Below are 24,118 nucleotides of genomic sequence, written 5' to 3' on the forward strand. Positions count from 1 at the left end.
TTATTACTTCTTCAGCCATCCCTCTACGACATCCGCGCCGTGTTCTGCCTTCCACTCTTTTAAAGCTTTGTGATTCCCACCTTTTGTTTCGATGACCTCACCGGTATTCGGGTTTTTGTAAACCTTGAGTTCGCGTGGTTTGCGAGTGCTTCCGGTTGGTGTAGCCGATTGGCGCCGGGCAGTGGTTTGCGGGTCGAGCAGGTTAATGATGTGCTTCAGGCTGAAACCGTAGTGTTCGAGCAGCTTACGCAGCTTCGTTTCGAACTCGATTTCTTTCTTCAGTCCGTCATCACCTTTCAGTGCTTCCAGTGCCTGGAGCTGCTCGGCGAGGTGTTTTTCCAGCTGACGGTATTCTGCGAGTTTGGACATGTTGTTTCCCTTGTATAGTTGGGTCATACGTGCTTATTTGGATGTTAGTGCTGGTTACAAGTTCAGCACTATTTCCGGCGATTCAGCTGGCTTTCAATATGCGCCATTTCCGATTTAATCGCGTTGATAGTTAGCGTTTGTATCGGATTGGATTTACCCGGCCCTGCGTTGATGGTCTTCAGCAGCGCATTGAGATGGGCTTTCCGAGTTTTGAGCGTGTCAGACCAGCTCGCGCTGTTCTGTATTGGTTTGTTCATTACGTTCATCCTTGCGTTGTTCTGGATTGCTCATATCTTCGGGCTGCTGCTGCACCGGCAGGCTGTCGAGCCGGATTAAGTCCCGCGCGCTGTATTGGTAAGAGCGGTCTATGAGCTCGTGCCATGTCCATCGCCCATGATTTTCGCCTTGTTCGGGTACGGTCAAATTCATCATCCCGACCTGATCAAGATCGAGCAGTTTGTAATTAGCCCACAGCTTTCCACCCACCTCGAACAACGCTTTCGCGGCCTCGTTCCATCGCTCTTCGAGTACCGTCTGCGAGAGCCAAAGCGCGGTGCGTTCTATCGCCCTATGCTTTTCCTGCGCTTCAGCGATGTATTTATCTACGGTGAGCAGCTCCTGCTCCAGAGCGGCCATGATCAGGTGTTGCCGACGGTCATGTTCGGCGGCGGCTGTCAGGTTCTTCGCCGCCTTTTGTGCGTCGGTGTTGGCGGTCTTCTCGCCTTCGGTATCGCCCCATGCAACGGCCTGTGCGTACGCAGCGGCAGCGTCCGTTTCCGCCTGACGCGCTTTGACCATGTCCTCCGTCGCCTGTTGTTGGATCTGCTCCAGGCGAGTGCTGAGGCTCTGGCGCTTTTCGTTTAGCTCCTGCTCATCAGCCTTCCAGTTATCCATCGCCTCGATGTAACCCGCCATCAGGGAATCGCAGTTGAGAAGATCCTCACGGCGACTGATCTTCCGATCCAAAAGGTCGGCATTGTTGTTGCGCGAATCGAAGTTCCGTTTCAGCTCGTTGTACTTGTCCCGCAGTTCGCGTTTCCGATCCGGTTCAATGGGGTCGTCACTTTCCAGCACGGTCTCAAGTGGCAGCATTTCGGCGTGCAACCGTTCTGCCTCGCTGCGCAGTTGGTCGCGACGGTCTTTCAGGTCTTTAATCTCGTTCATCTGTTTAGTCTCTGTTCAATTCGATTGGGGGTTGGTTGAGTGGCTGGCGAGGCCGGGAATAAGCCGGCGCTACCTCGATCATCAGAGATGCCCTCAGGCAGCCCGAGCCTCGCTCTCATCCATTCCCGGAATCGTCTTCACGACGTAGCAGCGTTGCGTGCCTAGACCGGGCAACCGGATCAAACTCGATGCCTTGCCATCACCTCCGGGCTCCAGAACACCGCGCTGTAGCAGTTCCTTGTTCACGGCAGTGATGTTCATGCCCCGGAAGATCTCCGAGCGCCATAGTTCTGGTAGTACGTAATAGGTGTTGGTGGTGTGCAGGGAGTCGCCCAAGCCGTGCTCCAGCGTCTTGCGAAAGCCGAGGCGGTCGATGGTGCGCGGGCCGTGTTCGTCGATCTTCGCCGCCGCCGATTCCCAGCGGGTGAACCGACTTTCGCCAAAGCGCTCAATGACCTGGCGCAGCCGCGCCAAGATCGCATCACCCTCGAAGTTCCCGGCTCCGCCTCGCTCGTTCATCCATGCGTTCAAACACACGCGAGCGGCGGTAGTGGCAGTCCCATCCGGCCAACCGGTGATACCCATCGCGGTGGCCAGCTCACCCGCTGCGGCCGCGAGGCCGAAGCGAGCGGCTGCACGGTGTGCCTGTCCGCTGGCCGAGGCCGGGAGCGACTGGGCGATAAACCCTTCCAGCGTGCGGCGCAGGATTGCGGACCAACCGTGACGTTTGCCGGGTTCGCACAGCGCCGTGAGGAATGCAGTGAGTGGAGTGCCGTAATATTTCGCTACTCGTGCCTTGAGCGCGTCGGCCAGTGCCGCCGCATCCTCAAAGCCGTTGAGTGTGTCGAACATGCCGAGGCCTTTGCTCGCATCGGCCGGGACCGCAAGCATGCGCACCTCCATGCCCGCTTTCAGTTCTTTGTTGGCTTCGGCCATGTGCTGGGCCAGCGTCTTCTCGCCAGTGGAGAGAAACAGCAAACGCCACTCTTGCACCTGTCGGCCTGCTTGCCCTCGATCATTGGCGCGGGCCTTGCCGGTGCCGTTGCCAAGCATGTACACCGTTTCGCCGATGATGCGCGGGTCGCACATGCCGATTTCATCCAGTACCAGAAGGCCATCGGAATGCGCGGCGGCGATGGATTCCAGCGCGTTGTCGGTGGAGCGCCACGAACGCACCAGACGCGGCCCGCCGTAGATCGAGGCGGCAACTTGCAGGTGCGTGGTCTTGCCGCCAGAGCTGTCGCCGTACAAGTGAAAGCCACCCGATTCATGGCCAAGCATGTTTAGCAGTGGTCCTGCAAAAGCCACTCCGACGACAAACGCCAAGCGATGGTTGCCGACGCACAGCGCGCCGATCTGCTCCTGCCACTGCTCAAGCGTGCCCGCTTCGCTGATCGGCGGAAGCTGAGAACCGGCCTCGTAGAAATGCAGATGTTCGCTGTGTGCGCCGACCTGTTGCTCGGGTAATAGAAAGGCGCTGTCGTGCCAGCCCAAGCGAGTGACCAGTCGTGCCCGTTGCGCGCTGTCGAAGCCGCCTAGGTAACTTTGCAGGTCGTTGCGTGCATTGCGTCCGGACCGACTACCGGCCAGACGTAGCCCCATGTCTACCAGTGGGCCAAGTACGTCCTTGCCGAAGTCGCCGGTCATAGTGCGCGCCGGGATGTTCCAGCGTTTTTTGGCGCCGTCGGGATCGTCGAACTCGACCAGCAGGCCCCAGTTCTGGCCTTTGTCGTCGCGAGTGCGGGCAAGGATTTCCAGAGGCGAACACACTGGCCGCGCTTCGCCGTCGTCGCCCGCATAAAAGACGCCTTCGGACGTGAGGCGAAAACCACCGGGCATCAGGTCATTCTTTGGTTTCGAGGAGCGCTTGGCTGGTGCTTTTGCCTTCGGTTCCGGATTAGCCTTGGCCTGCTCAGGCTCCGACTTTTCCACAACCAAACCGAACAGCTCACCGCTGCTTTCCAGCTTAATGAAGTGGGGCGCTGTCCAGCCTTTGGCAAGGGCATCGGCGGCATCGTCACCGTCGTCCCATTGACCACCTTTGGCGAAGTCAGCGGCGCCGTTCTTCAGCGTGGGCTTGCGCTTGAACACCTCCAGCGCGATGACTCGCACCGACGCGGCGCCGATCTCGCGAAGCTTGTCGGCTACGGTTTCCATGCAGGCTGTGCCGCTGACGTCATTGTCTGGCCACAACAACACGTCGCGACCTTTGAGCGGTGTCAGGTCGGCTTTGTGCCAGGAGTTGGAACCGTTCGGCCAGCAGGTGGCCACGTGGCCGGGCATCAGGTCTGCGGCGGCATCGGCAGCTTTCTCGCCTTCGCACAGAACCACCGGTGCGTCAGCGCGTTGAACGAGTTCATCAAGGCGCAGCAGTGGACGCGGATCGGGCAGACCCTGCCAGCGCCATTGCGTGGTTTGGCCATCGGTTCGCTGACACCATGTCAGCGGTGCAAAGACCTTCTTCGGTTTGCCGTCCTCGTCAGGTGCGAGGTCGAAGCGGTAGAGCGCCATAAGCGGCTGGCCCCGAGCATCGCGGTAGATCCACACCTTGGACGGCACGCCGTGTTGCCTATGCTTGGCCGGGCACTTGTTCATGGCCTCGGCCGGGATCGGCTGAATGGCACTCCACTCAGGCGCTTTTGCCTTGGCAGGCGCTGGCTTCGCGTTGACGGCGCCGGGCGATACGTTGAGCAGGTCTGCCAGTTTATTGCAGGCTTCGACGTCCGTGCCGCCGTCCAGATAGCGAACCAGATCGATCAGGTCGCCGCCCTTGTCGCCGGTGGCAAAGTCGGACCAAGTGCCTTTGCTCAAACTGATCTTGAGTGATCCGGCGCGCTTATCGCTGCGGGTTGGGTTCGGAGCGGTGTATTCCTTGCCACCGTCGACGCGCTTGCCGTTGGGCAGCCAGTGGGTGAGCACCCGGTCTATGTTGTGCAGCGCAGCACCTTTGACCTGGGCGAACGTGGGGCGGCGTCCATTGGAAGTTGAGGCTTTCATACGCTACCGCCTTGGGCCAGTTGCAACCCGCTGGTGACGTCATCAATGATGGCTTTAGCCATCTCGCTCAAATAATGCGAAGCCCAGACCATCGCCTCGTTGTCATTGCCCATGCCGCTCAAGAGCGTGAGCTTGTTGACACAATCCATCAGCAGAGACGCTTGTTCGAACGCTTCTTCACACGAAATGCCGGCGTTGATACGGAATAGCGGTTGGTTTCGAGCGTTGCATTTGGCAAAGGTGGCGCCGCCCACCGTGTTGATCAAAAGAGAAGTGTTCATCGGGCGCCTCCACTCATCGGTGGCCGAGTGGAGTTGTCGGCGTGTGCGGCCAAGGTGCGGATCAGACCCAATGTCCCGCGAACGTCCCAGAGCGCTGCGGCGATGACATGGTTGGCCAGACGGGGGCCATCGCACTCGAACTGATCTTCAAGCAGCAAAAGCACGGAGTTGGCCCGATCCAAGGCACAGGTGATAGCGTCAATTGGCACACCGGCTTCGGCACTTTTTGGAACGCAAAGCAGATCTTCGGGCAGGGAGAAGCTTAGGGCGTGGTTCATTGAGCACCGCCTGCGGTTTCGAGTGCGCGGGCTTTGGCCATGTGGCTGTTGTAGCGGGAGAGACGTGTAGCGAGGCTGGAGTTGGCGTGTAAAGCTGCGAGAGCCATTGCACGGTGTGCAGCGGCGCGAATTTTGGACGGATTGAGATTGGTCATTTGGCAAAGCTCCTATTGTTGAGGAGCTGCCACACTTCGTCGCCAAACGAATTAGGGTGGCAGCTGTGCGCAGGTTGGCGAACCGGGACAATAGGAACCCGGCAGACCCGAGGGTCTCCCACGCACAGCCACCATAAAACGGAGATGCGGGCACAAAAAAAGCGCCTGCAATCGTAATGGGGGCGCCTGTGCGCCTATTGTTACTCGGGTCGCCAAACCCGTTCGCTGATTTTGCAGCGACGGCAAAAGAGTAACGTCCGTTTTTAGAAAGTGCAACTGCGTTGACGGCTTGCGGATTTTTCTGGAGCGGCATAAATTGTTCGTGCATGTAGATTTACCTCAACGCCTCCGGATCGCCTCCGGAGGCGTTTTCATTTCAGGCATGGGCTTCCCAGCGCAGGGAAAGGAGGGGCAGGAAGCCACCGCTGAGCATGGAGCGGGCGTCTTCGTAGGCTTGCGTTTGCTGGCCTTCGTCGGCGATCACTGCTCCGATTTTTTCGCAGTGTAGGGAGAGGGCGCACCAGGTGCCGTCGGCCCAGCTGAGCACGCTGACCACGCGACCTTGCTTGTCCTGCTGGCTGCGGTAGCGCTCGAGGTGCTGCATGAGGCGGGGCGAAAAGCCAATTCGGCGCAGCACCGAAAACGGATGCATCAAAGCGTTATCAGCGATCCTCCGGCTCATGCTGCCTCCTGCGCGAAGGCAAACAGCGGCGGTGGTGTTTCGCCTTTGAGCCAAGCCAAGATCTTGCTGTCTTCGGCGCAACGTCGGCGGTATTCGATGGCCATCACATCGCGACGCTGTGCAAGGCATTCATCCACGTACTCGGTCAGATCCGAGGTCAAACGCATGCTTTTGTGAAGACTCTCTGTAGCGGTCTTTTCCACGGCGAGATCCTCATCCGTGATGTGTTGCCATACCGCCGGATCGTTCGCGTACCCAGCCGATTGATCCACCAGCCAGTAGGTGACCCAGTCGGTCATGCCTCGCGTTTTCAGTGAAGCGAGGCGGCTTTGGCTCATCGCGAAATGGCCGGTGCCGTGGACGCTTGAAAACTCTCTGCGCACCGCATTTTTGCGGATCAGTTCTGGCAGCTCCCAAGGGTTGGCTTTGAGTGGAAGCACGAGACCGTCAGGGGTGAAAAAGAACGCTTCCTGCTCTTCGCCGTTCCAGCTCACGCCCGCGATGGTGCGATGACGCCAGTTGATCGCGCCGGGCTGATAGAGGCGGAATCCGATGCTGTACGAGTCGAGAAACGGTCCGTTGAATGGGCAGTAGTTGCGCTTCATGCTGCCACCAGATCACGGGCGGCGATACGCGCTCGTGTCCACGCCTGTACCTCTCCCAATACCCATGCAACTGGAGCACTTCGGGCGTTGCTGTTACTCAGCTTCACTGGCAGCGGGAATCCGCTCTCAGGTTGGCGCATGAGCTTGTAGATGGTCGGGCGTGCGAGCCCTACGATTGAGATGACCTCCGGCATACGAATGAGCGTCGTAGCGGGGTCGTGCGAGGCGATGGTTTTTAGTTGAGTAGTCATAGCGATCTAAACCTGTGTGAATAGAGACAACAGGTCATACGCTACGGAGGGGAGAGGGAACGGACTGTGTCTGTTCCCTTTTTTATTTCAAGGGTCTGAGGCCTAGGGCGGTCAAATGCTCTCGAATGGTTTTTTTTGTGCCATGTACTGTTTGATCGAAAAGAAGGTTGGTTAGCTCCGCATCGCTGAGGCTTCGCTTCTCAATCTTGCGTCCATCAATAATCGTTTCTGCGGCAGCCTTGATTTTTGACCGTCGATCCATGGCTTCCGTTTGTATTTTTGAGCTGGGGTCTAGGTTGCCTTTACCTGCTTCTTGGCCACGCCTCGTTGCTTTCGCTGAGAAAGCTTCGTCGAGTATTCGGTGCATTAGACTTGATGTGTTGAAACCATTTTTGGATACATCCATGTGCTCCACTTGTTGATAAAAATTTGCCATTAACAGCGTCTGATTAGCCTCTCCCATAAAAACAGCGAATTGCTCTCGTGCTTGAATTTCAAGTCCGCTACGTCGGTATCGTTCTTTCTCGATGAGGGCGAGGTAATGGCGCGGCGATTCATTTCTCAGTTGCTCTATCAGGTCGGCATCGATGTCGTAAGTCGCAAGCTCAAGCTCGAATAGCCAATTCGCGAGGACCTCCACTGCTTGGGTACCGAGCACTAGGGCAAAGGCCGCGACCAGTTGCGAGTCCGTCGCTTGATGATTGAAGCCTGGGAGGTGTCGAATGACATTTGGCAATGAGCCGGCTTCCGTAGCACTAGCATGGTCATCGATTACGTCACGGAGTCGAAACAAGGTTCCTGTGACGCGCTCGGCACACAGCGCGTAGGCGCCATCTTCAAGCCAGAATGAAGTGGCGGCGTTGATAAGATCGAATGCTTGTCGAAAATAGTCGGTGAACTGCGGGTATAGCGCTAACTCTAGAACTGCAGTTTCGATATCGTCCATGTCCCTAATCAGGCATTCGACGTCGACTCCTGCAATTTCCAGCTCCGCTAATTCAGCGTCCAGTTCAATATCCATTCTGGCTCCCCCGTCGCCCCGAAAGCGGTGTGTTGTCGCAGCGGCGCACGTCATATGGAGAAGCCGCCAGCGGGACTGAAGGGGATTGAACCCTGTTACACGACTCAGTGATGTTACACATAGAAGGGGTCAGTATTGTGCTGCGTGTAACTAGAAAATAATTCAATAAAAACAGTTGGTTAACGTTATTTGTTACACCTGTAACACGCGTTACACTGGTTTTGCAGTGGGTGCTAGGAAGGGAAGTCATATTGCCTTTCCAAACTGGCCTTGCACCACATTGCCCACTGCAAGTCCATCAAGATGATCGGCATACCACTGCATCATCGTTACGCGCTGCTCTAAGTATTGAGCTTTGTTATAGACCCCTGAAATACCTTCTTCCTTGTGTGCTAGCTGCGCTTCAACATGCTCCTTCGGCCAGCCATGTTCTCGAAGTAACGTGCTCGCTGTGTGTCGAGTACCATGCCCAACGAGGCGACCTTTGTAGCCGATGGTCGCGAAGACTTTGTTTATAGTGTTTTCACTGATGGTCGGGTTCTTGGCTCCTACTCCGGGGAAAAGCCAGCGACTCCGTCCTGTTAGGCAGTGCAGTTCCTTAAGGGCAGTAACAGCTTGGTGGGGCAAAGGGCACACAAAATCCCGACGCATCTTCATCTTGGCGGCAGGCGTAGTCCACATGGCTTTCTCAAGGTCGAACTCCTTCCATTCAGCTAAGCGAACCATGCCCGGTCTAGATGCGGTCCAGATACAGAGCCATGCAGCAGTTCGGGCCGTCAGCCTGCTGGGAGTGTTTTTGAGTGCTTGGAGGAATTCTGCCAACTCAGGCTCAAGCAAATGAGGATGCTGCTGAGTCTTCGGGGCTTGAGCGGCAATATCTCGTAGGCGACTGCCCGGATCGTTTTCCGTGAGGCCCAAACCGATGGCTCGCCCGAATATCTGATTGATCCAAGTGCGACATTTTTCCGCCACGTTGTGTGCATCCCGGGCTTCGATGGATGCTTGGAGTTCCGCGCAGTCGGTACGGGTGATTTCGTCTAGAGGCTTATCTCCCAGTGCCGGGAGTATGTCTTTGTCGAGGTAGGTGCGGATTTTGTTGAGAGTGGAGGGTGCGAGACCCTTTTCCTCTTTTGCCTTCAGCCAGGCTTCAGCGGCAGCTCGAAAGGTTCGGGTCTTGGCCGCATCGATAGCAGCTTTCGCAGATCGCTTTTGTTCGAGGGGATCGGCGCCACTACTCACTACTTTGCGTAGATCAGCAGCTTTGTCCCGTGCCAACGCACCACTTACTTCCGGGTAACCCCCGAGCCCCATCCAAGCCCAATTGCCCGCCGGACGTTTGTAGCGGAGCTGCCAGGATTTACCACCATCAGGTTTGACCCTGAAGTAGAGGCCGTTTCCGTCCAGCTCCCGGTATTCCTTTGATTCCGGCTCCAATCCCGCAAGTGTCGTGTCAGCGAGAGGGCGGCGCTTGATGTCTGCGCGCTTCATCCTTGTATCCCAAAGTTCGGTATTTTTCTCAGGATACAAGCAGGGATACAGGGATACAACGGATAAGGGGAGACAGGGGTAGACAGACAGGCACAAAAAAACCGGCCAAGTGGCCGGTTTCTCTGGGTCTGAGAGGCTGGTAGAGACTCTCAGATACTGCTATGTGGTGCCCCGAGGGAGACTCGAACTCCCACTCCTTTCGAAAACGGATTTTGAATCCGCCGCGTCTACCAATTCCGCCATCAGGGCTCAATGGCGGCGAAGTATAGAGATGAGATAACCGTTGGTCAATCAGGTACATGGAGAATTTTTGATATTTCCGCTAGACTTCCCGGCCCTGCTAGACGAACCCCATCATGCGCGTTGCTGACTTTACTTTTGAGCTCCCTGATTCGCTGATTGCTCGCCATCCTTTGGCTGAGCGTCGCGGTAGTCGCCTGTTGACCCTGGACGGGGTCAGCGGCGCCCTGGCACACCGTCAATTCACTGATTTGCTTGAGCATTTGCGCCCGGGCGATTTGATGGTGTTCAACAATACCCGGGTGATTCCGGCGCGCCTGTTTGGCCAGAAGGCTTCCGGCGGCAAGCTGGAAATCCTGGTGGAGCGGGTGCTCGACAGTCATCGCGTGCTGGCGCATGTGCGTTCCAGCAAGTCGCCGAAGCCGGGTTCGAAGATCCTGATCGACGGCGGTGGTGAAGCCGAGATGCTGGCGCGTCACGATGCGTTGTTCGAGCTGGGGTTTGCCGAAGAGGTGTTGCCGCTGCTCGACCGTGTCGGGCACATGCCGTTGCCTCCTTATATAGACCGCCCGGATGAAGGCTCGGACCGCGAGCGTTACCAGACGGTGTACGCCGAGCGTTTGGGCGCGGTAGCGGCGCCGACGGCGGGGCTGCATTTCGATCAGCCGCTGATGGAGGCGATTGCCGCCAAGGGCATCGAGACTGCGTTCGTGACCTTGCACGTCGGCGCGGGCACCTTTCAGCCGGTGCGCGTGGAGAAGATCGAAGATCACCACATGCACAGCGAGTGGCTGGAAGTCGGCCAGGACGTGGTCGATGCCGTTGCGGCCTGCCGCGCTCGCGGTGGTCGCGTGGTGGCTGTGGGGACCACCAGCGTGCGTTCTCTGGAAAGTGCCGCGCGCGATGGCGTGCTCAAGCCGTTCAGTGGCGATACCGACATCTTTATCTACCCGGGTCGGCCGTTTCATGTGGTCGATGCCCTGGTTACCAACTTTCATTTGCCCGAGTCCACGCTGTTGATGCTGGTTTCGGCGTTCGCCGGTTATCCCGAGACCATGGCCGCCTATAAAGCCGCCGTCGACAACGAATACCGCTTTTTCAGCTACGGTGATGCGATGTTTATCACCCGTAATCCCGCACCACGTGGCCCAGAGGAAACAGAATGAGTCGCACCAGTCGCATGTCTTTTGAGCTCCTTGCCACAGACGGCAAGGCTCGTCGCGGTCGTTTGACCTTCCCGCGCGGTACCGTCGAGACCCCGGCCTTCATGCCGGTGGGCACCTACGGCACGGTCAAGGGCATGTTGCCGCGGGATATCACCGCCACTGGCGCGGAAATCATTCTGGGCAACACCTTCCACTTGTGGCTGCGTCCTGGCACCGAAGTGATCAAGAAGCACGGCGACCTGCACGATTTCATGCAATGGAAAGGCCCGATTCTTACAGATTCCGGCGGTTTCCAGGTGTTCAGCCTGGGCGCGATGCGCAAGATCAAGGAGGAGGGCGTGACCTTCGCTTCTCCGGTCGACGGCGCCAAAGTGTTCATGGGCCCGGAAGAGTCGATGCAGGTCCAGCGCGATCTGGGCTCGGACATCGTGATGATTTTCGACGAATGCACCCCGTACCCGGCCGATGAAGACGTCGCTCGCGTCTCGATGGAGCTGTCGTTGCGTTGGGCCCAGCGTTCGAAAAACGCCCATGGCGATAACACGGCGGCGCTGTTTGGCATCGTTCAGGGCGGTATGCACCAGGATTTGCGCATGCGCTCCCTGGAAGGCCTCGACAAGATCGGCTTCGATGGCCTGGCCATTGGCGGTCTGTCGGTGGGCGAGCCCAAGCACGAGATGATCAAGGTGCTGGATTACCTGCCGGGCCAGATGCCGGCTGACAAACCTCGTTACCTTATGGGCGTTGGCAAACCGGAAGATCTGGTTGAGGGTGTGCGCCGCGGTGTGGACATGTTCGATTGCGTGATGCCAACCCGTAATGCCCGCAATGGGCATCTGTTCATTGATACAGGCGTGCTGAAGATCCGTAACGCGTTCCATCGCCATGATGATTCGCCGCTGGATCCGACCTGCGATTGCTATACCTGCCAGAACTTCTCCCGTGCTTATCTGCACCATCTGGACAAGTGCGGCGAAATGCTGGGTAGCATGTTGAATACCATCCACAATTTGCGCCATTACCAGGTGCTTATGGCTGGTTTGCGCGAGGCTATTCAACAGGGTACATTGGCCGCCTTTGTCGATGCCTTCTACGCCAAGCGCGGGTTACCTGTTCCGCCTTTGGACTGAGTTTTCTGACCCCAAGATTCAACATTTGCAACTGGAGTGCTAAATGAGCTTTTTTATCTCTAATGCCATGGCTGACGCCGCTGCACCTGCTGCTGGCCCAATGGGCGGCGGCTTCGAGTGGATTTTCCTGGTCGGTTTCCTGGTCATCTTCTACCTGATGATCTGGCGTCCACAGGCCAAACGCGCCAAAGAGCAGAAAACCCTGCTGGGCAGCCTGCAAAAAGGTGACGAAGTTGTGACTACCGGTGGTATCGCCGGCAAGATCACCAAAGTGTCCGACGACTTCGTTGTCCTGGAAGTCTCCGACACCGTCGAAATGAAATTCCAGAAAGGCGCCATCGCCGCCACGCTGCCAAAAGGCACGCTCAAAGCGATCTAAGTTCCAACTTCTACTCAATCGACGGGGCGCGCAAGGCGCCCCGCGTCATAAGCGGGCGGCGTGATGCTGAACAAATACCCTCTGTGGAAATACATTCTGATCCTGGCGGTGCTGGCGATCGGTCTGATTTATTCCGCTCCCAATCTATACCCTGATGACCCGGCCATTCAGGTCAGCGGTGCAAGCACTGCGCTGCAGGTTACTCAGGCTGATCTGGATCGTGTGAGCACCGCGCTCAAGGATTCCGGGATCAACGTCAAGGCGGCCACCCTGGCTGCGGGCGGCAAGGGCGGTCTGATCCGTCTGACCAAGGCTGAAGATCAGCTGCCAGCCAAAGACGTCGTACGCAAGGCATTGGGTGATGACTACGTCGTTGCACTGAACCTGGCACAAACCACCCCGCAATGGCTGCGCAGCCTTGGCGCGCACCCGATGAAGCTGGGTCTGGACTTGTCCGGTGGTGTGCACTTCCTGCTGGAAGTGGACATGGACAAAGCCCTCGATGCACGCCTGAAAGTCTACGAAGGCGACGTCAAGAGCCTGTTGCGTAAAGAGCGTCTGCGCTATCGCAGCCTGCCGCAACTGGGCGGTGCCATTCAGCTGGGCTTCACTGATGAAGCCGCCCGTGAAGAGGCGCGTGCGCTGATTCGCAAGAACTTCAACGATTTCGATATTGTTCCGGCCGACCTCAATGGCCAACCGGTACTGCGTCTGGCGATGACCCCGGCCAAGCTGGCGGAAATCCGCGAATACTCCATCAAGCAGAACTTGACCACGGTACGTAACCGCGTCAACGAGCTGGGTGTTGCCGAACCTATCGTTCAGCGCCAAGGCGCCAACCGCATCGTGGTTGAGCTGCCGGGCGTACAAGACACTGCAGAAGCCAAGCGTATCCTCGGCAAGACGGCCAACCTTGAGTTCCGTCTGGCGGCTGAGCCTGGCGCTTCGAAAGCCACTTCCGAGTCGTTCGAGTTCCGGGAAGGCAATCGTCCTGCGGCGCTGATCGAGCGTGGCTTGATCATCACCGGTGACCAGGTGACTGACGCCAAGGCTGGCTTCGGCGAGCAAGGCACGCCAGAAGTGAACATCCGTCTGGATGGCCACGGTGGCGAGCTGATGAGTCGTGCGACGCGTAACAACGTCGGTCGCAGTATGGCGGTGATCTTCATCGAACAACGTCCTGTCACCACTTACACCAAGCAAGTGGTCAACGGCGTCGAGAAAGACGTACCGGTTCAGACGTTTAAAGAAGAGAAGAAGATCATCAGCCTGGCGACCATCCAGTCGCCGCTGGGTGCCCAGTTCCGCATCACTGGCCTGAACGGCCAGGGCGAATCGTCCGAACTGGCGCTGCTGCTGCGTGCCGGTGGTCTGGCGGCACCGATGTACTTCGCTGAAGAACGTACCATCGGCCCAAGCCTGGGTGCCGACAACATCACCAAAGGTATTGATGCATCGCTGTGGGGCATGCTGTTTGTCTCGCTGTTCATCATGGCCATCTACCGCTTCTTCGGCCTCATCGCCACCGTTGCGCTGACGGTGAACATGGTGATGCTGCTGGCCTTGATGTCGCTGCTGGGTGCAACGCTGACCCTGCCAGGTATCGCCGGTATCGTGTTGACCATGGGTATGGCGGTCGACGCCAACGTACTGATCTTCTCGCGGATACGTGAAGAGATCGCGGCCGGCATGACCGTGCAGCGGGCAATCAACGAAGGCTTCGGCCGGGCATTTACCGCGATTCTCGACGCCAACCTGACAACCTTGTTGGTCGGCGGGATTCTCTTTGCCATGGGCACCGGCCCGGTCAAGGGTTTCGCAGTGACCATGTCCCTCGGGATCTTTACCTCGATGTTCACGGCCATCATGGTGACCCGCGCGATGGTCAACCTGATCTTCGGCGGTCGTGACTTCAAGAAGTTGTGGATTTAAGGGGCTGCCATGTTACGTACAATCAACTTCATGGGCGTTCGCAACGTTGCGTTCGGCGTCACATTGTTCCTTACGGTCCTGGCTCTGTTCAGCGTCGCCACCAAGGGCATGAACTGGGGGCTGGACTTCACCGGCGGTACGCTCATCGAGCTGACCTACGAGCGTCCGGCCGACGTCACCAAGGTGCGTGAGCAGCTGGTGACGTCGGGTTATCACGAGGCGATCGTACAGAGCTTCGGTGCGACTACCGATTTGCTGGTGCGTATGCCAGGTGAAGACCCGCAGCTGGGTCACCAGGTGGCCGAGGCCTTGCAGAAGCTCGGTGGCGACAACCCTGCGGTGGTCAAGCGCGTCGAATTCGTCGGCCCTCAGGTCGGTGAAGAGCTGCGCGACCAGGGCGGCCTCGGCATGCTGATGGCGCTGGGCGGCATTCTGATCTACCTGGCTTTCCGCTTTCAGTGGAAGTTTGCAGTCGGTGCGATCGTTTCGCTGATCCACGACGTGATCGTGACCATCGGTATCCTGTCGTTCTTCCAGATCACCTTCGACCTGACGGTACTGGCGGCGGTGCTGGCGATCATCGGTTACTCGCTCAACGACACCATCGTGGTATTCGACCGGGTTCGTGAGAACTTCCGGGTACTGCGCAAGGCCAGCCTGATCGAGAACATCAACATATCGACCACGCAAACCCTGCTGCGGACCATGGCGACGTCGATCTCCACGTTGTTGGCGATCGCGGCCTTGTTGTTCTTCGGTGGCGACAACCTGTTCGGCTTCTCCATCGCCCTGTTCATCGGTGTTCTGGCGGGTACTTACTCGTCGATCTATATCGCGAACGTGGTGCTGATCTGGCTGAACCTGAGCAGCGAGGACCTGATTCCTGCTGCAGTGGCCGAGACGGAAGTCGACGACCGTCCATAACGGTTATCGCTTTTCCAGCTGTAGGCCGAGAAGGCGCGAGTGTTGAACTCGCGCCTTTTTTTATGCTCCAAGGCTGGGAGAAGCGGGTTTGTCCCGTCTGTGATGGTCAGGAGGTTCATGTGAACAAGTCGTTGCTGGTTGGTGCGGTATTGGGTGCTGTCGGTGTCACCGCCGGGGGTGCTGTTGCCACCTACAAGCTGGTTAAAAGCGGCCCTGAGTATGCGCAAGTGCTGGCCGTTGAACCGGTCAAGACACAAATCAAGACTCCACGTGAAGTGTGCAAGGACGTTACGGTTACCCGGCAAGCGCCGGTAAAAGATCAACACCAGATCGCCGGTACGGTGGTCGGCGCGCTGGCGGGTGGCCTGTTGGGCAACCAGATCGGCGGCGGTACAGGTAAGAAAATCGCCACAGTGGCCGGTGCGGTCGGCGGTGGTTATGCGGGCAACAAGGTGCAGGAAGGCATGCAGGAGCGTGATACCTACACCACCACTCAAACCCGCTGTAACACCGTGAATGACATCAGCGACAAGGTTGTGGGCTACGACGTTCGTTATTCGCTGGATGGCAAGGAAGGCAAAGTGCGGATGGATCGCGATCCGGGCAATCAGATTCCGGTCGACAAGGAGGGTAAATTGATCCTGTCGCAGAACGAGCCGACTCAGTAAATAGCTGAAATTCAGATTCAAAAAGAAGCACCCTGCGGGGTGCTTCTTTTTGTGTTCGGAATACTGGTTTGAAATCACCACAAGACCCTGTGGGGGCGGGCTTGCCCGCGATGGCGAAGTGTCAGTCCCCATTAATGGTGCGGGTGATGACGCCATCGCGGTGCAAGCCCGCTCCCACAGGGATATGTGGTGACTGAAGGGTGGATTTCAGGCATAAAAAAGCACCCCGCGGGGTGCTTTTTTTGTGGCTGCTCGCTTAGCGTTTCAGCGAGGCCGGCAGGTGCGGCTGGATGGCCGTTAGTACTGCTTTGAAGCATTTGGTGTTACCGGCAACAACGTGGCCTTTCTCAAGGAAGTCGTGGCCGCCGGTGAAGTCGCTCACCAAACCGCCGGCTTCCTGGATCAGCAGGGCGCCTGCCGCCATGTCCCACTCGGACAGACCCGACTCCCAGAATGCGTCGAAACGGCCGGCGGCCACGTAGGCCAGGTCCAGGCTCGCCGAGCCGGCACGACGGATGCCGGCGGTCTGGCCAACCAGGGCGCGGAACATGCCCAGGTAGTTGTCGAGGTTGTCCATCTGGTCGTCACGGAACGGGAAGCCGGTACCCAGCAGGGCGCCGTCCAGGCTGGTGCGACCGCTGACGCGCAGACGACGACCGTTCAGTTGAGCGCCGCGACCACGGCTGGCGGTGAATTCTTCCTGGCGAACCGGGTCCAGAACAACAGCGTGCTCCAGGCGACCGCGGTATTTGCAGGCAATGCTGACAGCGAAGTGAGGAATGCCGCGCAGGAAGTTGGTGGTGCCGTCCAGCGGATCGATGATCCACAGGTACTCTTCGCCTTCGATGCCGTTACCGGCGTGCATGCCGGTTTCTTCACCCATGATCGAGTGATTAGGGTAAGCCTTGCGCAGCGCATCGATGATTTTCTGTTCGGCGGCGCGATCCACCTCGGATACGTAATCCTTGGCGTCTTTTTCGTCGACCTTGATGGTATCCAGGCGCTCGATGGAGCGGAAAATCAATTCACTGGCGCTGCGGGCGGCGCGCAGCGCGATATTCAGCATGGGCTGCATGGATGTGTCACCTAAGGTTGTTAAAGAAAGCCGGGCATTCTATCAGAACTTTTCTACAGGTGAAGGTCGGTGTTCGCTTTCATAGCTTAACGGTAGGTTGAGCTGTAAGATTCTGCTCCCCATTAAAGTGTTCGAGAGCGCCTCCCTTGCTGCAAAACATTCGTGTCGTCCTGGTCAATACCAGTCACCCCGGAAACATCGGCGGGGCTGCGCGTGCCATGAAGAACATGGGCCTGTCGCGGCTGGTGCTGGTCGAACCGCGGTTGTTCCCGCACCACGAGGCCGATGCGCGTGCGTCCGGCGCTGGTGACATCCTTGAAAATGCTCAAGTCGTCGCCACTTTGGAAGATGCCTTGGTCGGTTGCAATCTGGTGCTCGGTACCAGTGCTCGTGATCGTCGCATTCCCTGGCCATTGCTCGATCCCCGCGAATGCGGTGTGAAGGTTGTCGAGGAGGCGGGGCAGGGTGCCGAGATCGCATTGGTGTTCGGTCGTGAAGATTCCGGCCTGACCAATGAAGAGCTGCAACGATGTCATTATCACGTGCACATCCCATCAGACCCTGAGTTCAGTTCGCTGAACCTTGGGGCGGCGGTGCAGGTGTTGAGCTATGAAGTGCGTATGTCCTGGCTGGCGGCTGCAGGTCAGCCGAGCAAGGTCGAGAAGGAAGAAGTCGCGTCCACCAAGAGTGGTGAGCTGGCGACCATGGATGAGCTGGAGCGATTCTATGAACACCTGGAGCAAACGCTGGTGGCCATCGAATTCCTCGACCCGGAAAAGCCACGGCACTTGATGGCGCGTCTGCGCCGGTTGTACGGACGCAGCTCGGTCAGCCGGGCGGAAATGAATATATTGCGTGGCATCCTCACGGAAACCCAGAAAGCGGCCCGTGGCGAGCTTCTAAAGCGGAAGGATTAATGATGTTCGAGCGTTTGCGTGAAGATATCCAAAGTGTTTTCCATCGTGACCCGGCGGCGCGTAATGCTTTTGAGGTTCTGACATGCTACCCGGGCATGCACGCCATCTGGATCCATCGCCTGTCGTCAGCGTTGTGGGGTATGGGCTGGAAATGGCTGGCGCGGCTGGTGTCGAACTTCGGCCGCTGGTTGACCGGTATCGAGATTCATCCGGGTGCCAAGGTCGGTCGTCGCTTCTTTATCGACCATGGCATGGGTATCGTTATCGGTGAAACCGCCGAAATCGGCAACGACGTCACCCTGTATCAGGGCGTGACCCTTGGCGGCACCAGTTGGAACAAAGGCAAGCGTCACCCGACTCTGGAAGATGGCGTAGTGGTCGGGGCGGGCGCCAAGGTGCTCGGCCCGTTTACGGTGGGTGCCGGGGCTAAGGTGGGTTCCAATGCCGTGGTCACCAAGGCGGTTCCGCCCGGGGCGACAGTGGTGGGGATTCCGGGGCGGATCATCGTCAAGTCCGATGAAGAACAGGACGCCAAGCGCAAGGCCATGGCCGAGAAGATCGGATTCGATGCCTACGGTGTCGGCGAAGACATGCCGGACCCGGTGGCTCGAGCCATTAACCAGTTGCTCGATCATCTGCAGGCTGTAGATGGTCGACTTGAAGGGATGTGCGGGGCGCTGAAGGATCTGGGTAGCAATTACTGTGCGAAAGATCTGCCTGAACTGCGCGAAGAAGACTTTGCCTGTGTGAAGGACAAGGATCAGAGTCAGGCCAGCTAACACCGAGTCAAATTCTTCGTGGGCAAGCCTCGCTCCTACATGAGTTACGCCACCCCCTGTAGGAGCGAGGCTTGCCCGCGAAGAGCGATAACGCGCAATTGCTGGCTGTACGCCGCCAGCCTTTGCTATGATGCGCGCGCTCTTTTGCGGGTAAACCTGACTAAAGTACTAGGTCTTATAGTTGACTTAAATACTCGGGAATTGCATACTCGCCCCATTCCGAATTCCGTGGTAATTGTCCATGCGACTGACTACAAAAGGCCGATACGCCGTGACCGCCATGCTTGACCTGGCGTTGCACGCGCAGCACGGGCCGGTGTCCCTGGCCGATATCTCCGAGCGCCAAGGCATCTCCCTGTCCTACCTCGAGCAGCTTTTTGCCAAATTGCGCCGCAGCAATCTGGTGTCCAGTGTTCGCGGTCCAGGCGGTGGTTACCAGCTGTCCCGCGACATGCAGGGCATCCAGGTCGCCCAGGTGATCGATGCGGTCAACGAATCGGTCGATGCAACCAAATGCCAGGGCCAGGGTGATTGCCATCAAGGCGACACCTGTCTGACCCACCACTTGTGGTGCGATCTGAGCCTGCAGATTCACGAATTTCTGAGCGGTATCAGCTTGGCTGACCTTGTAACTCGCCGTGAGGTGCAAGAAGTAGCCCAGCGTCAGGACCAGCGTCGTTGCAACAGCAAGGCGCCACGCCTGGACAAGATTGAAGCGTCCGCCGTCGAATGACAGCCAAAGAGCTAGCGGCACGCCAGCCAGCCTGATTTAGGAGATAGTCCATGAAATTGCCGATTTACCTTGATTACTCTGCGACGACCCCGGTTGATCCACGTGTCGCGCAAAAGATGAGTGAATGCCTGCTGGTCGACGGAAACTTCGGTAACCCGGCGTCCCGTTCCCACGTGTTCGGCTGGAAAGCTGAAGAGTCCGTCGAGAACGCTCGTCGTCAGGTCGCTGACCTGGTTAACGCCGACCCGCGTGAAATCGTCTGGACCTCCGGTGCCACCGAGTCCGACAACCTGGCAATCAAGGGTGCGGCGCATTTCTACTCCACCAAAGGCAAGCACCTGATCACCACCAAGATTGAGCACAAGGCTGTCCTCGACACCATGCGCCAACTGGAGCGTGAAGGTTTCGAAGTCACCTACCTCGACCCTCGCGATGATGGTCTGGTGACTCCAGAGATGGTCGAAGCGGCCCTGCGCGACGACACCATCCTGGTCTCGGTCATGCACGTGAACAACGAAATCGGCACCATCAACGATATCGCCGCCATCGGCGAACTGTGCCGCTCCAAGGGCATTCTGTTCCACGTCGACGCGGCTCAGTCCACCGGCAAGGTCGAGATCGACCTGTCGAAGCTGAAAGTCGACATGATGTCGTTCTCTGCCCACAAAACCTACGGCCCTAAAGGCATTGGCGCGCTGTACGTCAGCCGCAAGCCGCGTGTTCGCATCGAAGCGACCATGCATGGCGGCGGTCACGAGCGCGGCATGCGTTCCGGCACCCTGGCGACCCACCAGATCGTCGGCATGGGCGAAGCTTTCCGCGTGGCCAAGGAAGACATGGCTGCCGAGAACGTACGCATCAAAGCCCTGAGCGACCGCTTCTTCAAGCAGGTCGAAGGCCTGGAAGAGCTGTACGTCAATGGCAGCATGACCGCCCGCGTACCGCACAACCTGAACCTGAGCTTCAACTACGTTGAAGGCGAGTCGCTGATCATGGCGCTCAAGGATCTGGCGGTTTCCTCCGGTTCGGCCTGCACCTCGGCATCGCTTGAGCCTTCGTATGTACTGCGCGCCCTGGGCCGCAACGACGAACTGGCACACAGCTCGATTCGCTTCACCTTCGGCCGTTTCACCACCGAAGAAGAAATCGACTACGCCGCGCAGAAAGTCTGCGAGGCCGTTACCAAGCTGCGCACTCTCTCGCCGCTGTGGGACATGTACAAAGATGGCGTCGACATTTCGAAAATCGAGTGGGCGGCGCACTGATATTCAAGTCGCCGCAACCAGGCCCTGCCAATCCACGATTTGCAGGGCTTCAAGAGCGACTCCTGATGAGTGAGGATTAAGAATCATGGCTTACAGCGAAAAGGTCATCGACCACTACGAGAACCCGCGCAACGTCGGCAAGATGGACGCGGAAGATCCTGATGTCGGCACCGGCATGGTCGGCGCTCCGGCGTGCGGCGACGTGATGCGCTTGCAAATCAAGGTCAACGAACAAGGCATCATCGAAGACGCCAAGTTCAAGACCTACGGTTGCGGTTCGGCGATCGCCTCCAGCTCCCTGGCGACCGAGTGGATGAAAGGCAAGACTCTGGATGAAGCAGAGACCATCAAGAACACTCAGCTGGCCGAAGAACTGGCTCTGCCGCCAGTGAAAATTCACTGCTCCGTACTTGCTGAAGACGCTATCAAAGCGGCCGTTCGCGACTACAAGCAGAAGAAAGGCTTGATCTGACTTTCAAGATTTGGCGACGAGTAAGGAGTCACCGATGGCTATCAGCATGACAGAAGCGGCTGCTCAACACGTGCGACGCTCCCTCAACGGGCGCGGCAAAGGTGAAGGGATTCGTCTGGGTGTTCGCACCACAGGCTGTTCCGGCCTTGCCTACGTGCTGGAGTTTGTCGACGAGGTGGTTGCAGAGGATCAGGTGTTCGAAAGTCACGGCGAGAAAGTGATCATCGACCCGAAAAGCCTGGCCTACCTGGACGGCACCGAACTCGATTTCGTCAAGGAAGGGTTGAACGAAGGCTTCAAGTTCAACAATCCCAACGTGCGCGGTGAATGTGGCTGCGGCGAAAGCTTCAACATCTGAGGCTGCGCGTGGGTACTCCTTGTCATTTCGCTTTATTTGAGCTGAAACCGAGCTTCCGTCTGGATCTCGATCAGTTGGCCACGCGCTACCGTGAGTTGGCGCGCGGTGTTCATCCGGACCGCTTTGCTGACGCTTCCGAGCGTGAGCAGCGGCTGGCGCTCGAGCAATCCGCGAGCCTCAACGAGGCCTACCAGACGCTCAAAAGTCCCCCCAAACGCGCGCGATATTTGCTCGCCATGGGCGGTCGTGAGCTACCGCTGGAGGTCACGGTGCATGATCCGGAGTTTCTTCTGCAGCAGATGGAGTTGCGTGAAGAGCTCGAAGACCTGCAAGACAGCGCCGACCTGGCGGGTGTCGCAGTGTTCAAGCGTCGCTTGAAGAGCGCGCAGGATGAACTGAACGAAAGCTTCGCAGCCTGTTGGGATGATGCAGCGCAACGTGAACAGGCCGAACGCCTGATGCGGCGCATGCAGTTCCTCGACAAGCTCACCTACGAAGTGCGCCAGTTAGAAGAGCGCCTCGACGATTAACCCAGTGCCGCTCCGGTCGCACGCCTGATATACAGATAAGTCCTGATAACGATGGCCCTACTGCAGATCGCCGAACCCGGCCAAAGTCCTCAACCGCACCAGCGTCGTCTGGCTGTGGGGATCGACTTGGGCACTACCAATTCGCTGGTCGCTGCATTGCGCAGTGGTCTTTCCGAGCCTCTGGCCGACGCGCAAGGGCAGGTCATCCTGCCGTCTGCCGTGCGCTATCACGCCGATCGCGTCGAAGTCGGCGAGTCGGCTAAACTGGCCGCCGCGTCCGATCCTTTGAACACGGTGCTGTCGGTCAAGCGCCTGATGGGTCGTGGTCTGTCCGACGTCAAGCAATTGGGCGATCAGCTGCCGTACCGGTTTGTCGACGGCGAGTCGCACATGCCGTTCATCGACACCGTGCAAGGCCCGAAAAGCCCGGTCGAAGTCTCCGCCGATATCCTTAAAGTGCTGCGTCAGCGTGCTGAAGCGACCTTGGGTGGCGAATTGGTTGGCGCGGTGATCACCGTTCCAGCTTATTTCGATGATGCTCAGCGTCAAGCCACCAAGGATGCGGCCAAGCTGGCCGGTCTGAACGTGCTGCGTTTGCTCAATGAGCCAACCGCCGCCGCTGTCGCCTACGGTCTGGATCAGCACGCCGAAGGCTTGGTCGCGATTTATGACCTGGGCGGCGGTACGTTCGATATTTCGATTCTGCGCCTGACTGGCGGTGTGTTCGAGGTGCTGGCCACCGGCGGCGACAGCGCCCTGGGTGGCGATGACTTCGATCACGCTATTGCTGGCTGGATCATCGAGAGCGCCGGTCTGTCGGCCGACCTCGATCCGGGTACGCAACGTAATCTGCTGCAAACCGCGTGCGCAGCCAAAGAAGCCCTGACCAATTGCTCGTCCGTCGAAGTCGCTTATGGCGACTGGAAGGCCGAGATGACCCGTGAAGCCTTCAATGCGTTGATCGAGCCGATGGTCGCTCGCAGCCTGAAAGCCTGCCGTCGCGCGGTGCGTGATTCCGGCATCGAGCTGGAAGACGTTCACGCTGTGGTCATGGTTGGCGGCTCGACGCGCGTGCCTCGCGTCCGTGAAGCCGTTGCGCACGCCTTTGGTCGCGAACCGCTGACCGAAATCGATCCGGATCAAGTCGTCGCCATCGGTGCCGCGATCCAGGCCGATACCCTGGCCGGCAACAAACGTGATGGCGGCGAACTGCTGTTGCTCGACGTGATTCCGTTGTCCCTGGGGCTGGAAACCATGGGCGGCCTGATGGAGAAGGTGATTCCGCGCAACACCACCATCCCCGTCGCTCGGGCCCAGGACTTCACCACTTATAAAGATGGCCAGTCGGCCATGGCGATCCACGTATTGCAGGGCGAGCGTGAGTTGATCAGCGACTGCCGCTCCCTGGCGCGCTTCGAATTGCGCGGTATTCCGGCGATGGTGGCTGGCGCGGCGAAGATTCGCGTGACCTTCCAGGTCGACGCCGACGGTCTGCTCAGTGTCTCGGCCCGCGAATTGGGTTCGGGCGTCGAAGCCAGCATCCAGGTCAAACCGTCCTACGGCCTGACCGACGGCGAAATCGCCAAAATGCTCAAGGATTCGTTCCAGCACGCCAACGACGACAAGGTCGCCCGGGTGTTGCGTGAACAGCAAGTCGATGCCCAGCGCCTGATCGAGGCGGTGCAGGGCGCTCTGGAGGTTGACGGCGAACGCCTGCTCGACGCCGAAGAGCGCATGGTCATCGAATTGCAGATGCAGGAACTGACCGAATTGATGAAAGGCACCGATGGTTACGCTATCGAGCAGCAGACCAAGCGTCTGTCGCAAGTGACCGATGCCTTTGCTGCCCGCCGCCTGGACTCGACGGTGAAAGCCGCTCTGGCGGGGCGCAACCTGAATGAAATCGAGGATAACTGATGCCGCAGGTCATTTTTCTGCCACACGAGAAGTTCTGCCCGGAAGGCATGGTTGTAGAGGCTGAGCCCGGTATTTCCATTCTCGAACTGGCCCATGAACACCATATCGAGATGGAAAGCGCCTGTGGCGGCGTCTGCGCCTGCACTACCTGCCACTGCATCGTTCGCGAAGGTTTCGATTCGCTGGAAGAGGCTGATGAGCTGGAAGAAGACTTTCTTGATCGGGCATGGGGTCTGGAAGCGCAATCTCGTCTAGCCTGTCAGGCGATCGTCGGGACAGAAGACCTGACTATCGAAATTCCGAAATACTCGCTCAACCATGCAGCCGAAGCGCCGCACTGAT

At 58.2% G+C, this 24,118-nt stretch carries 28 protein-coding genes and 1 tRNA gene; 15 read left to right on the forward strand and 14 right to left on the reverse strand.

The window, feature by feature from the left end:
• Positions 1 to 3 precede the first annotated feature (3 nt).
• The 13 genes from PMI18_RS09330 to PMI18_RS09280 form a co-directional block, all read right to left on the reverse strand.
• The gene (locus PMI18_RS09330; protein ID WP_007903528.1) at positions 4 to 369 is read right to left on the reverse strand and encodes a histone-like nucleoid-structuring protein, MvaT/MvaU family; all 366 of its coding nucleotides are present in this window, start codon (positions 367 to 369) and stop codon (positions 4 to 6) included.
• 68 nt (positions 370 to 437) lie between these two features.
• Positions 438 to 626: a hypothetical protein gene (locus PMI18_RS30570; RefSeq protein ID WP_007903529.1), complete on the reverse strand. Its 189-nt coding sequence runs from the start codon at positions 624 to 626 to the stop codon at positions 438 to 440.
• Positions 589 to 1,533: a hypothetical protein gene (locus PMI18_RS09325; protein WP_007903530.1), complete on the reverse strand. Its 945-nt coding sequence runs from the start codon at positions 1,531 to 1,533 to the stop codon at positions 589 to 591. The genes PMI18_RS30570 and PMI18_RS09325 overlap by 38 nt, the downstream gene beginning before the upstream one ends.
• A gap of 93 nt (positions 1,534 to 1,626) precedes the next feature.
• On the reverse strand, positions 1,627 to 4,530 hold the full coding sequence (locus PMI18_RS09320; RefSeq protein ID WP_007903531.1) for a DUF927 domain-containing protein: 2,904 nt from the start codon (positions 4,528 to 4,530) through the stop codon (positions 1,627 to 1,629).
• The gene (locus PMI18_RS09315; RefSeq protein ID WP_007903532.1) at positions 4,527 to 4,811 is read right to left on the reverse strand and encodes a DUF3077 domain-containing protein; all 285 of its coding nucleotides are present in this window, start codon (positions 4,809 to 4,811) and stop codon (positions 4,527 to 4,529) included. Before PMI18_RS09315 ends, PMI18_RS09320 begins: the two co-directional genes overlap by 4 nt.
• On the reverse strand, positions 4,808 to 5,089 hold the full coding sequence (locus PMI18_RS09310; RefSeq protein ID WP_007903533.1) for a hypothetical protein: 282 nt from the start codon (positions 5,087 to 5,089) through the stop codon (positions 4,808 to 4,810). Before PMI18_RS09310 ends, PMI18_RS09315 begins: the two co-directional genes overlap by 4 nt.
• On the reverse strand, positions 5,086 to 5,244 hold the full coding sequence (locus tag PMI18_RS31270; protein WP_007903534.1) for a hypothetical protein: 159 nt from the start codon (positions 5,242 to 5,244) through the stop codon (positions 5,086 to 5,088). Before PMI18_RS31270 ends, PMI18_RS09310 begins: the two co-directional genes overlap by 4 nt.
• A gap of 376 nt (positions 5,245 to 5,620) precedes the next feature.
• Complete coding sequence (locus tag PMI18_RS09305; RefSeq protein WP_007903539.1) at positions 5,621 to 5,926, reverse strand: hypothetical protein; 306 nt, start codon at positions 5,924 to 5,926, stop codon at positions 5,621 to 5,623.
• The gene (locus tag PMI18_RS09300) at positions 5,923 to 6,531 is read right to left on the reverse strand and encodes a hypothetical protein (protein ID WP_007903542.1); all 609 of its coding nucleotides are present in this window, start codon (positions 6,529 to 6,531) and stop codon (positions 5,923 to 5,925) included. Before PMI18_RS09300 ends, PMI18_RS09305 begins: the two co-directional genes overlap by 4 nt.
• Positions 6,528 to 6,782, reverse strand: a complete 255-nt coding sequence (locus tag PMI18_RS09295) for a helix-turn-helix transcriptional regulator (RefSeq protein WP_007903543.1) — start codon at positions 6,780 to 6,782, stop codon at positions 6,528 to 6,530. The genes PMI18_RS09300 and PMI18_RS09295 overlap by 4 nt, the downstream gene beginning before the upstream one ends.
• Positions 6,783 to 6,864: 82 nt before the next feature.
• Positions 6,865 to 7,803 carry a hypothetical protein gene (locus tag PMI18_RS09290; protein ID WP_007903544.1) on the reverse strand — a complete coding sequence of 313 codons (939 nt, stop codon included), beginning with the start codon at positions 7,801 to 7,803 and terminating at the stop codon, positions 6,865 to 6,867.
• 246 nt (positions 7,804 to 8,049) lie between these two features.
• A complete protein-coding gene (locus PMI18_RS09285) occupies positions 8,050 to 9,291 on the reverse strand; it encodes a tyrosine-type recombinase/integrase (protein WP_007903545.1) in 1,242 nt (413 codons plus the stop codon).
• Positions 9,292 to 9,455: 164 nt separating this feature from the next.
• A tRNA-Leu gene (locus tag PMI18_RS09280) sits at positions 9,456 to 9,540 on the reverse strand.
• Positions 9,541 to 9,647: 107 nt separating this feature from the next.
• On the opposite strand from PMI18_RS09280, the gene queA reads away from it, so the two are divergent.
• From queA to PMI18_RS09250, 6 genes are all read left to right on the forward strand, one after another.
• Positions 9,648 to 10,697, forward strand: a complete 1,050-nt coding sequence (queA, locus tag PMI18_RS09275) for a tRNA preQ1(34) S-adenosylmethionine ribosyltransferase-isomerase QueA (protein ID WP_007903547.1) — start codon at positions 9,648 to 9,650, stop codon at positions 10,695 to 10,697.
• A 14-nt stretch (positions 10,698 to 10,711) separates the two neighbouring features.
• Positions 10,712 to 11,827 carry a tRNA guanosine(34) transglycosylase Tgt gene (gene tgt / locus PMI18_RS09270; RefSeq protein WP_162130630.1) on the forward strand — a complete coding sequence of 372 codons (1,116 nt, stop codon included), beginning with the start codon at positions 10,712 to 10,714 and terminating at the stop codon, positions 11,825 to 11,827.
• Between the two features lie 43 nt (positions 11,828 to 11,870).
• On the forward strand, positions 11,871 to 12,206 hold the full coding sequence (yajC, locus tag PMI18_RS09265) for a preprotein translocase subunit YajC (RefSeq protein WP_007903559.1): 336 nt from the start codon (positions 11,871 to 11,873) through the stop codon (positions 12,204 to 12,206).
• A 63-nt stretch (positions 12,207 to 12,269) separates the two neighbouring features.
• Positions 12,270 to 14,138 (forward strand): protein translocase subunit SecD, encoded by a 1,869-nt coding sequence (gene secD / locus PMI18_RS09260; RefSeq protein ID WP_007903562.1) that lies wholly within the window; start codon positions 12,270 to 12,272, stop codon positions 14,136 to 14,138.
• A gap of 9 nt (positions 14,139 to 14,147) precedes the next feature.
• Positions 14,148 to 15,062: a protein translocase subunit SecF gene (secF, locus tag PMI18_RS09255; RefSeq protein WP_007903566.1), complete on the forward strand. Its 915-nt coding sequence runs from the start codon at positions 14,148 to 14,150 to the stop codon at positions 15,060 to 15,062.
• 119 nt (positions 15,063 to 15,181) lie between these two features.
• On the forward strand, positions 15,182 to 15,730 hold the full coding sequence (locus PMI18_RS09250; RefSeq protein ID WP_007903568.1) for a glycine zipper 2TM domain-containing protein: 549 nt from the start codon (positions 15,182 to 15,184) through the stop codon (positions 15,728 to 15,730).
• Positions 15,731 to 15,986: 256 nt separating this feature from the next.
• Here PMI18_RS09250 and suhB read toward each other — a convergent pair whose 3' ends face one another.
• Entirely contained in the window at positions 15,987 to 16,805 is an 819-nt protein-coding gene (suhB, locus tag PMI18_RS09245) for a type III secretion system regulator SuhB (RefSeq protein WP_007903571.1), read from the reverse strand.
• A gap of 146 nt (positions 16,806 to 16,951) precedes the next feature.
• On the opposite strand from suhB, the gene trmJ reads away from it, so the two are divergent.
• The 9 genes from trmJ to fdx all read left to right on the forward strand — a co-directional run bounded on the left by trmJ (position 16,952) and on the right by fdx (position 24,117).
• Positions 16,952 to 17,722, forward strand: a complete 771-nt coding sequence (gene trmJ, locus PMI18_RS09240; RefSeq protein ID WP_007903572.1) for a tRNA (cytosine(32)/uridine(32)-2'-O)-methyltransferase TrmJ — start codon at positions 16,952 to 16,954, stop codon at positions 17,720 to 17,722.
• 2 nt (positions 17,723 to 17,724) lie between these two features.
• Entirely contained in the window at positions 17,725 to 18,501 is a 777-nt protein-coding gene (gene cysE / locus PMI18_RS09235; RefSeq protein ID WP_007903579.1) for a serine O-acetyltransferase, read from the forward strand.
• Between the two features lie 241 nt (positions 18,502 to 18,742).
• Positions 18,743 to 19,234 (forward strand): Fe-S cluster assembly transcriptional regulator IscR, encoded by a 492-nt coding sequence (iscR, locus tag PMI18_RS09230; RefSeq protein ID WP_007903581.1) that lies wholly within the window; start codon positions 18,743 to 18,745, stop codon positions 19,232 to 19,234.
• Between the two features lie 50 nt (positions 19,235 to 19,284).
• Positions 19,285 to 20,499, forward strand: a complete 1,215-nt coding sequence (locus tag PMI18_RS09225) for an IscS subfamily cysteine desulfurase (RefSeq protein WP_007903584.1) — start codon at positions 19,285 to 19,287, stop codon at positions 20,497 to 20,499.
• Between the two features lie 85 nt (positions 20,500 to 20,584).
• Positions 20,585 to 20,971 (forward strand): Fe-S cluster assembly scaffold IscU, encoded by a 387-nt coding sequence (gene iscU, locus PMI18_RS09220; RefSeq protein ID WP_003443374.1) that lies wholly within the window; start codon positions 20,585 to 20,587, stop codon positions 20,969 to 20,971.
• 34 nt (positions 20,972 to 21,005) lie between these two features.
• The gene (iscA, locus tag PMI18_RS09215) at positions 21,006 to 21,329 is read left to right on the forward strand and encodes an iron-sulfur cluster assembly protein IscA (protein WP_007903589.1); all 324 of its coding nucleotides are present in this window, start codon (positions 21,006 to 21,008) and stop codon (positions 21,327 to 21,329) included.
• Between the two features lie 8 nt (positions 21,330 to 21,337).
• Positions 21,338 to 21,859 carry a co-chaperone HscB gene (gene hscB, locus PMI18_RS09210; protein WP_007903590.1) on the forward strand — a complete coding sequence of 174 codons (522 nt, stop codon included), beginning with the start codon at positions 21,338 to 21,340 and terminating at the stop codon, positions 21,857 to 21,859.
• Between the two features lie 51 nt (positions 21,860 to 21,910).
• Positions 21,911 to 23,776 carry a Fe-S protein assembly chaperone HscA gene (gene hscA / locus PMI18_RS09205; RefSeq protein ID WP_007903595.1) on the forward strand — a complete coding sequence of 622 codons (1,866 nt, stop codon included), beginning with the start codon at positions 21,911 to 21,913 and terminating at the stop codon, positions 23,774 to 23,776.
• Complete coding sequence (gene fdx, locus PMI18_RS09200) at positions 23,776 to 24,117, forward strand: ISC system 2Fe-2S type ferredoxin (RefSeq protein WP_007903596.1); 342 nt, start codon at positions 23,776 to 23,778, stop codon at positions 24,115 to 24,117. Before hscA ends, fdx begins: the two co-directional genes overlap by 1 nt.
• Position 24,118: the final 1 nt, after the last annotated feature.

The organism is Pseudomonas sp. GM102 (genome assembly GCF_000282555.1).
Classification (GTDB): Bacteria; Pseudomonadota; Gammaproteobacteria; order Pseudomonadales; family Pseudomonadaceae; genus Aquipseudomonas.

Bases quoted from the DNA above. Each gene is read 5' to 3' on its own strand.
- PMI18_RS09330 (WP_007903528.1), bottom strand. From the start codon at position 369: ATGTCCAAACTCGCAGAATACCGTCAGCTGGAAAAACACCTCGCCGAG.
- PMI18_RS30570 (WP_007903529.1), bottom strand. From the start codon at position 626: ATGAACAAACCAATACAGAACAGCGCGAGCTGGTCTGACACGCTCAAA.
- PMI18_RS09325 (WP_007903530.1), bottom strand. From the start codon at position 1,533: ATGAACGAGATTAAAGACCTGAAAGACCGTCGCGACCAACTGCGCAGC.
- PMI18_RS09320 (WP_007903531.1), bottom strand. From the start codon at position 4,530: ATGAAAGCCTCAACTTCCAATGGACGCCGCCCCACGTTCGCCCAGGTC.
- PMI18_RS09315 (WP_007903532.1), bottom strand. From the start codon at position 4,811: ATGAACACTTCTCTTTTGATCAACACGGTGGGCGGCGCCACCTTTGCC.
- PMI18_RS09310 (WP_007903533.1), bottom strand. From the start codon at position 5,089: ATGAACCACGCCCTAAGCTTCTCCCTGCCCGAAGATCTGCTTTGCGTT.
- PMI18_RS31270 (WP_007903534.1), bottom strand. From the start codon at position 5,244: ATGACCAATCTCAATCCGTCCAAAATTCGCGCCGCTGCACACCGTGCA.
- PMI18_RS09305 (WP_007903539.1), bottom strand. From the start codon at position 5,926: ATGAGCCGGAGGATCGCTGATAACGCTTTGATGCATCCGTTTTCGGTG.
- PMI18_RS09300 (WP_007903542.1), bottom strand. From the start codon at position 6,531: ATGAAGCGCAACTACTGCCCATTCAACGGACCGTTTCTCGACTCGTAC.
- PMI18_RS09295 (WP_007903543.1), bottom strand. From the start codon at position 6,782: ATGACTACTCAACTAAAAACCATCGCCTCGCACGACCCCGCTACGACG.
- PMI18_RS09290 (WP_007903544.1), bottom strand. From the start codon at position 7,803: ATGGATATTGAACTGGACGCTGAATTAGCGGAGCTGGAAATTGCAGGA.
- PMI18_RS09285 (WP_007903545.1), bottom strand. From the start codon at position 9,291: ATGAAGCGCGCAGACATCAAGCGCCGCCCTCTCGCTGACACGACACTT.
- queA (WP_007903547.1), top strand. From the start codon at position 9,648: ATGCGCGTTGCTGACTTTACTTTTGAGCTCCCTGATTCGCTGATTGCT.
- tgt (WP_162130630.1), top strand. From the start codon at position 10,712: ATGTCTTTTGAGCTCCTTGCCACAGACGGCAAGGCTCGTCGCGGTCGT.
- yajC (WP_007903559.1), top strand. From the start codon at position 11,871: ATGAGCTTTTTTATCTCTAATGCCATGGCTGACGCCGCTGCACCTGCT.
- secD (WP_007903562.1), top strand. From the start codon at position 12,270: ATGCTGAACAAATACCCTCTGTGGAAATACATTCTGATCCTGGCGGTG.
- secF (WP_007903566.1), top strand. From the start codon at position 14,148: ATGTTACGTACAATCAACTTCATGGGCGTTCGCAACGTTGCGTTCGGC.
- suhB (WP_007903571.1), bottom strand. From the start codon at position 16,805: ATGCAGCCCATGCTGAATATCGCGCTGCGCGCCGCCCGCAGCGCCAGT.
- cysE (WP_007903579.1), top strand. From the start codon at position 17,725: ATGTTCGAGCGTTTGCGTGAAGATATCCAAAGTGTTTTCCATCGTGAC.
- iscR (WP_007903581.1), top strand. From the start codon at position 18,743: ATGCGACTGACTACAAAAGGCCGATACGCCGTGACCGCCATGCTTGAC.
- PMI18_RS09225 (WP_007903584.1), top strand. From the start codon at position 19,285: ATGAAATTGCCGATTTACCTTGATTACTCTGCGACGACCCCGGTTGAT.
- iscU (WP_003443374.1), top strand. From the start codon at position 20,585: ATGGCTTACAGCGAAAAGGTCATCGACCACTACGAGAACCCGCGCAAC.
- iscA (WP_007903589.1), top strand. From the start codon at position 21,006: ATGGCTATCAGCATGACAGAAGCGGCTGCTCAACACGTGCGACGCTCC.
- hscA (WP_007903595.1), top strand. From the start codon at position 21,911: ATGGCCCTACTGCAGATCGCCGAACCCGGCCAAAGTCCTCAACCGCAC.
- fdx (WP_007903596.1), top strand. From the start codon at position 23,776: ATGCCGCAGGTCATTTTTCTGCCACACGAGAAGTTCTGCCCGGAAGGC.